The following is a 4,248-nucleotide window of genomic DNA, read 5'->3' as shown; positions in this document are numbered from 1 at the left end:
TGGGCAGCAGCAGGGCGGCCAGGCCGGCCGGGAAGGCGGCGTCGAGCCCCAGGGCGCCCGGGTCGCCGACCGCACCGCCAGCCAGCACGCCGAGGCCGGTGCCGGCGTTCCAGGCCAGGAAGAGCAGCACCCCGGCGAGCCAGAACGCCCGCCGCCGGCCGGGCCCGGCCGGGCGGGCCAGCGCGAACGCGGTCGCCTCGTCGGTCATCAGGTGGCTGCCGAGCAGCCGCTGCCGGCGCCGGGGGCCCAGGGTGCCTCCGAGAGCCAGGCCGAACGGCAGGTGCCGGGCGTTGAGCAGCAGGCCGGCGAGGACCGCCGCGAGCGGGTTGCCGGCCGCGATCAGGCCCACGGCCATGAACTGGGCGCCGCCCGCGTAGACCAGCACCGACATGGCCTGGGTGGCCCAGGCGGGTAGGCCGGCGGCCACCGCCACGGCGCCGAACGAGGCGCCCACGGCGAACATCGCCGCGCCGATGGCGGCGACGTCGCGGAGCACGTGGGCGTCGCCCGTTCGATATGCCGTACGCATGGTCCATTATCCTGAACGCAAGGACCTGGTTCGTCAAACCGAACAAACCGACCGATGGAGCGAACACATGGCGATCGACCCCGCTCCCCCGCTCGCCACCATCGCGGCCGCCCTGCGCCGGGAGCGCGACCGGGCGGGGCTGTCGCTGACCGAGCTGGCCCGCCGCGCCGGCATCGCCAAGTCCACCCTGTCCCAACTGGAGTCGGGCGTCGGCAACCCGAGCGTGGAGACGCTCTGGGCCCTCGGGGTGGCGCTGGGCGTACCGTTCAGCCGCCTGGTCGAACCCCCCACCGCCGCCGTCCGGGTGGTCCGGGCCGGCGAGGGGCCGCGGATCCGCTCCGAGCACGCCGACTTCTCGGCCACCCTGCTCGCCGCCGGCGCGCCCCACGCCCGGCGCGACGTCTACGTGATGGAGCTGGAACCCGGGGCCGTACGGCTCGCCGAGGCCCACACCCCGCGCAGCGTCGAGCACGTCGTGGTCGCGGCCGGGCGGATGCGCGTCGGCCCGGAGACAGACCTGGTCGAGCTGGGACCGGGCGACTACGCCACGTTCCCCGGCGACACCCCGCACCGGTACGAGGCGCTGGCCCCGGGCACCTTCGCCGTGCTAGTCATGGAGCACCCGTGAGGGCAGCCGCTCAGCCCACCTCGGCCGGGGCCCGGTAGAGCCGGGCCACGACCTCCTCGATGTCCGGCTCCACGATCGAGATGTCCCGCAGCGTGGCCAGACCGGCCAGCCCGGCCACCACCTCGGCGACGCTCGCCGACTCCAGCGCGAACACCAGCCGGCGCCCGTCCGCCTCGACCCGCTGCACCGGCGCGCCGGGCAGCACCGGCGGCGCGGGCAGCGCGGCGTCCAGCTCGGCGACCACCATCCGGCGGGAACCGTACCGGCTGTGCAGGGCGGCGATCGAGCCGTCGTGCACCACCCGCCCGTGGTCGATCACCACCAGGCGCCGGCAGAGCCGCTCGATGTCGGCCAGGTCGTGGGTGGTGAGCACCAGGGTGGTGTCGCCGGCCCCGCCCAGCTCCGCCAGGAAGTCGCGAACCGCCTGCTTGCTGACCACGTCCAGCCCGATGGTCGGCTCGTCCAGGAAGAGCACCTCGGGGCCGTGCAGCAGGGCGGCGGTCAGCTCGCCGCGCATCCGCTGGCCCAGGGAGAGCTGCCGGACCGGGGTGTCCAGGAACTCGTCGAGGTCGAGCAGGCTCCGGCAGCGGGCCAGCCGGGCCGCGTGCTCGCCGGCCGGCACCCGGTAGACGTGCCGCAGCAGCGCGAACGAGTCCCGCAGCGGCAGGTCCCACCAGAGCTGCGAGCGCTGCCCGAAGACCACGCCGATGCGCAGCGCCAGCCGGGTCCGGTCGGGCACCGGCCGCAGCCCGCAGACCCGTGCCCGCCCCGCCGAGGGCATCAGCACCCCGGTGAGCATCTTCAGCGTGGTCGACTTGCCCGCGCCGTTCGGACCGATGTAGCCGAGCATCTCGCCCCGCTCCACCCGCAGGTCCACCCCGTCGACCGCGGTGACCGTCCGCTTCTCCCGGCGCAGCCGCCCGGCCTTCACCCGCACGGTGAACTCCTTGCGCAGCCCGTCCATCTCGATGACGTTCACGATCCCGTACTCCGGTAGTGGCGGATCCCGACGCGCCAGGCCAGGGCGGCGACCGCCGCGGCGACCAGCGCGACGCCGGGCGAGGCCCAGCCCACCCAGGGCGGCAGGCCCAGCGGGTCGGCCCGGCCGAGCAGCGCCAGCGCCGGGTGGTAGCTGACAAAGGCGAAACCCAGCCCGTACGCGAAGATCGCGCGGAACCAGCCGCCGTAGACGGTGACCGGGTACGACGTGAAGTCGCGCCCGCCGTAGGTGACCGAGTTGGCCAACTCCCCCGAGTCGACCCAGTAGAACGACACGGTGGCGGTGGTGACGAAGACGGCGGCGAAGAAGACCACCGCGGCCAGCGGGGCGACCACCGCCAGCGCCACCCGGCCCGGCGTCCACCCGATGCCGGCCGAGACGAGCGCGAACAGCAGCACGGCCAGCCCGAAGACCGCCCGGGAGACCTTGCGCAGCGGCAGGTCCATGAGCAGCAACTGGGGCAGCGCGGCCAGCGGCCGGACCAGCACGGCGTCGAAGAGGCCGGTGCGGACGTACCGGGGCAGCCGCTCGATGTTGCCGACCAGCAGGTCGGCGGTGGCGAACGCGAACGACGACAGGCCGACGACGACCAGCGTCTCGCGCAGCGTGAAGCCGCCCAGCTCCCGGGTGACCCCGAAGAGCACCAGCACGGTCACCACGTCGAACACGGTGGCGCCCATGTTGCCCACGAGGTCCACCACGAACGAGGTGCGATAGGCCGCCTGCGACCGGGCCTGCGCCCCGAGCAGCGCCCGGTACACCCGCCAGGCCCCGGTCGGCGTCCCCGGCTCAGCCACCCTGCACCACCAGCCGGCGCTCGGCCCGGCGCTGCACCAGCCGGCAGAGCGCCAGCAGCAGCACCGCCCAGCCCAGCTGGAGCCCGACCAGGCCCAGCTCCGTCGGCATGGGCTCCCGCTCGACCAGCACGTCGAGCGGGACCTGCAACAGGCTGGGGAACGGGGTGGCGTACCGCAGCGTGGCCTCCAGCCAGCCCGGGAGGAAGCCGAGCGGGAAGTACAGGCCGGCCAGCACGCCGGAGCCCAGCGTCCAGAGGATCATCGGCCCGCGGACGTCCTGCAACCAGTACGCCGTCGCGTTGACCAGGTAGCGGCAGGCGAAGCAGACCAGCACGGCGAGCAGCACGGAGAGCGCGAAGAGCGGCGGGGTGGCCCAGTGCCGGGGCAGGTAGACCTCGAAGAAGAACGGGCCGATCACCACCGGCGGCAGCAGCCGGGCCAGCGACGCGAACCCGGCCCGGCCCAGGTCGGTGGCGAGGTAGCTGGTCACCGGGTGCACCGGGCGGAGCAAGTCGGCGGCGATCTCCCCGGTCCGGATCCGGTCGGCCAGCTCGGTCCAGCCCCAGATCGCGATCACCGCGAGCAGCCCCTGGCCCGCCCAGACGAAGGTGCCGAGCTGGGCGCGGTCGTAGCCGGCCACCGTGCCGGCAGCGCCGGCCACCGCGAGGAAGATGTAGCAGCGCAGGAAGCCGAAGACGGTGTTCGTGACGACGCCCGCCACGGCGGCCTGCCGGTAGGTCGCGTGACGCCGGAATCCGGCGGCCACTATCGCGCCGAATGTCCGAAACCATCGGGTAACGTTTGGCTCCGTGGGCGGTGCCACAGTGGCGGTGACAGAGCCCACGCCGCTACCCTCCTTCCGCAGCCACGACGTGCTGGACCGGGCGACTCTACCGGCACGTCGGGCGCCCAGCGCGACAATTTCCAACGAGGTGACATCGCCGTGAGCGAGCGACGCGAGCCGGCCCCGGGGCCGCGCCGCGCGGGCGGCGACAGGGTCACCCGATGAGCGGCTGGGACCGTTGGCGTGAGCTGGCCGAACCGTCCTGGGCGGCGGAGCCCACCCACGAGTGGCGTCCACAGTTCCCCGGGCAGCGCTATCCGGGCGACATCGGCCTCGAATACCTGACCCCGCCCGCGCCGCGCGGCCGGTCCGCCGTGGTCGGCCGGGCCGAGGTGCACCCGGTCAGCCCGGCGCCCGGGGGCGCGGACGCGTACCCCGTCAGCCCGGCCGGACCGGACGACCTGGGCGGCCGGCGCGGCGCGTACCCCGTCAGCCCCGCCGGCCCACACG

Annotated in this window: 6 protein-coding genes; 2 read left to right on the top strand and 4 right to left on the bottom strand. The window is 74.6% G+C overall.

What is annotated here, in order from left to right:
• A partial coding sequence (locus B0E53_RS33465) for an AzlC family ABC transporter permease (protein ID WP_107079596.1) occupies window positions 1–529 on the bottom strand: 529 nt, incomplete at its 3' end.
• A gap of 67 nt (window positions 530–596) precedes the next feature.
• Here B0E53_RS33465 and B0E53_RS33460 point away from each other — a divergent pair.
• Window positions 597–1,157, top strand: a complete 561-nt coding sequence (locus tag B0E53_RS33460) for an XRE family transcriptional regulator (RefSeq protein ID WP_107079595.1) — start codon at window positions 597–599, stop codon at window positions 1,155–1,157.
• A 10-nt stretch (window positions 1,158–1,167) separates the two neighbouring features.
• On the opposite strand, the gene B0E53_RS33455 is transcribed toward B0E53_RS33460, so the two are convergent.
• The 3 genes from B0E53_RS33455 to B0E53_RS33445 are packed head-to-tail and all read right to left on the bottom strand — an operon-like array spanning window position 1,168 to window position 3,798.
• Window positions 1,168–2,136, bottom strand: a complete 969-nt coding sequence (locus B0E53_RS33455) for an ATP-binding cassette domain-containing protein (protein WP_107079594.1) — start codon at window positions 2,134–2,136, stop codon at window positions 1,168–1,170.
• Window positions 2,133–2,954, bottom strand: a complete 822-nt coding sequence (locus tag B0E53_RS33450; RefSeq protein ID WP_246835732.1) for an ABC-2 family transporter protein — start codon at window positions 2,952–2,954, stop codon at window positions 2,133–2,135. Before B0E53_RS33450 ends, B0E53_RS33455 begins: the two co-directional genes overlap by 4 nt.
• A complete protein-coding gene (locus B0E53_RS33445) occupies window positions 2,947–3,798 on the bottom strand; it encodes an ABC-2 family transporter protein (RefSeq protein ID WP_107079592.1) in 852 nt (283 codons plus the stop codon). The genes B0E53_RS33450 and B0E53_RS33445 overlap by 8 nt, the downstream gene beginning before the upstream one ends.
• A 161-nt stretch (window positions 3,799–3,959) precedes the next feature.
• Here B0E53_RS33445 and B0E53_RS33440 point away from each other — a divergent pair.
• Window positions 3,960–4,248 (top strand): hypothetical protein (locus tag B0E53_RS33440; RefSeq protein ID WP_210406318.1); only part of this gene is annotated, 289 nt, incomplete at its 3' end.

The sequence above is a fragment of the Micromonospora sp. MH33 genome (assembly GCF_003013775.1).
In the GTDB taxonomy this organism is placed as follows: domain Bacteria; phylum Actinomycetota; class Actinomycetes; order Mycobacteriales; family Micromonosporaceae; genus Micromonospora; species Micromonospora fulviviridis.
This window is presented reverse-complemented; position numbering and strand designations above follow the sequence as displayed.

Bases quoted from the DNA above. Each gene is read 5' to 3' on its own strand.
- B0E53_RS33460 (WP_107079595.1), top strand. From the start codon at position 597: ATGGCGATCGACCCCGCTCCCCCGCTCGCCACCATCGCGGCCGCCCTG.